The organism is Planctomycetota bacterium (assembly GCA_026387035.1).
In the GTDB taxonomy this organism is placed as follows: domain Bacteria; phylum Planctomycetota; class Phycisphaerae; order FEN-1346; family FEN-1346; genus JAPLMM01.
Window position 1 is genome coordinate 1 of record JAPLMM010000312.1, and the last position, 1,871, is coordinate 1,871.

4 protein-coding genes are annotated in these 1,871 nt (G+C 67.7%); all 4 read right to left on the reverse strand.

What is annotated here, in order from left to right:
- The coding region (locus tag NTX40_11695) for a hypothetical protein (protein ID MCX5649732.1) at positions 1–368 on the reverse strand (368 nt) is incomplete at its 3' end.
- 183 nt (positions 369–551) lie between these two features.
- Positions 552–878 carry a PDGLE domain-containing protein gene (locus NTX40_11700; GenBank protein MCX5649733.1) on the reverse strand — a complete coding sequence of 109 codons (327 nt, stop codon included), beginning with the start codon at positions 876–878 and terminating at the stop codon, positions 552–554.
- A complete protein-coding gene (locus NTX40_11705; protein ID MCX5649734.1) occupies positions 875–1,540 on the reverse strand; it encodes an energy-coupling factor ABC transporter permease in 666 nt (221 codons plus the stop codon). The genes NTX40_11700 and NTX40_11705 overlap by 4 nt, the downstream gene beginning before the upstream one ends.
- Before the next feature lie 193 nt (positions 1,541–1,733).
- Positions 1,734–1,862 (reverse strand): hypothetical protein, encoded by a 129-nt coding sequence (locus tag NTX40_11710; protein MCX5649735.1) that lies wholly within the window; start codon positions 1,860–1,862, stop codon positions 1,734–1,736.
- Positions 1,863–1,871 lie beyond the last annotated feature (9 nt).

The following is a 1,871-nucleotide window of genomic DNA, read 5'->3' on the forward strand; positions in this document are numbered from 1 at the left end:
AGGGCGAACGTGCACCCCAGATGGCCGGCGCGCAGGAGGCCGGCGTCGCTCACGCTCGCCGCCCACGGGCCCAACCGCAGCGTCCACACCGCCCGCCCGGGCTCCAGAATCGGGAAAAGCGCTACGATCGCCAACGCGAACGGCGAGACCATCAGCACCCGCTTGAGCGTGTAAAGCGGCGGCACCTTTCCGACGACGTGATAGACGGCGAGCGCGGCCGCGAGGAGAGTGAATGGCAACAGGTGGTCCTTCCGCACCAGGACCGCGGCCAGGATGAAGACGATCGCCGCCACCGTCTTCGCCACCGGATCGAGCCGCCGCACCGGCGTCTGCTGCGCCGCGAATTGGTCCAGCATTATATGATGCACGACAGGACCTCCAGCCGCTGTCCGGCCCGGTCCGAACTAAGCGGTCCGACGTAAGTTTTGTAAAGTGTGTGCGCGGCGGGTCTCCGCACCCGCCGCGGTCAATTGCTTTCTTGCGCGGTGGTTACCCCTCGGCTTGGCTCGGGGCAGGCTCCGAACCACCGCGCAAAATATATGTCGGATCGCTTAGGCCGCATCCCTCGTTGCCGCTCGGCGTCCGCGTCGCTTCAGGAGATGGCCGGCGGCAAGGACCACCCCGAGGACCAGCAGGCTGCCGGCGACGCCGGCGACGGCATTCCCCCAGAACCCTTCGCCCAGCCAGGCGAGGCGATATTCCTCGAAAACGCTGGGCGGCGGCTCGACGCCCTTGTGAACGGGCTCCGCCGACCCCAACTCTTCCTGGGTTTTTTCCAGGCCGTCCGGCTCACCCGACGCGAAATACGACACCACGCCTGCGATAGCCAACGCGATAAGGATTCCGACGACAAACGTCTTGCGGTTGTATGCATTCATGCCGACGTCTCCCCCGCGGGAGCGGCAAGTTCGGCCTCGAAGACGGCCTCGCGCCTCGCCCCGACGACGAACCGAACTACCGCCACCGTGACCGCGCCTTCGACCAGGCCGATGAACAGGTGAATCGAGTCCATCACGCCGAGCGCCTCCGCCAGGTGCACCTTCGCGGGGAGCGACCCCGACCACGCCAAAAACAGGACCACCAGGGTCGCGCCGGCGAGGACCGCGGCCGCCCCGCCCGCGAACGTGGCCGCGTATGCAATCCATCCCGGCCGACGCCAGAGACTCCGCACCGCTCCTCCCAGCAGGCTTGGGACGACTCCCATGACGAAGATGTTCGCCCCGAGCGCCTCCACACCCCCGTCCTGAAAGACGAGGGCCTGGACCACGAGGACCGAGGTCATGACGATGATCCCGAGCGACGGCCCGAGCAGGATGCCCAGCAGGAACCCCCCGCCCAGGTGGCCGCTCGTCCCCGCCAGAATCGGGAAGTTCACCATCTGGGCCGCAAAGACGAACGCACCCATGACGCCCATCAGGGGAACCTTGCGGTCGCCCAGTTGGCGCGTGGCCGCGATCGCCGACCCCGCCAGGGCTGCGCCGCTCACCGCCGCCAAGGTCCCCCAGACGGGCGGCGAAAGAAAACCGGAAGCAATGTGCATGCGTCACATCCTTTCACCCGGCGCCCCGCTTGCGGGGCACGCCCTCTAAAGTCACCCGGCGCCCCGCACGCCCACATTTAGCCGCCCCGCTCACCGCCGCCAAGGTCCCCCAGACGGGCGGCGAGAGAAAACCGGAAGCAATGTGCATCGCCATTTCCCCTTTCAAACGGCCGCGCTCCCCTTCGGGTCGCGGCTAAACAAGGTCCTCGCCCGTCGTCGCCACGAGGCGCCCGTGCTTCACGCCCCTCGCGGCAATCAGGCGGTCCGCCAGCCGCTGAACCTCCTGAGGCTTGCCGTTCAGCACGATCACCTCCAGGCACATCCGGTGCGA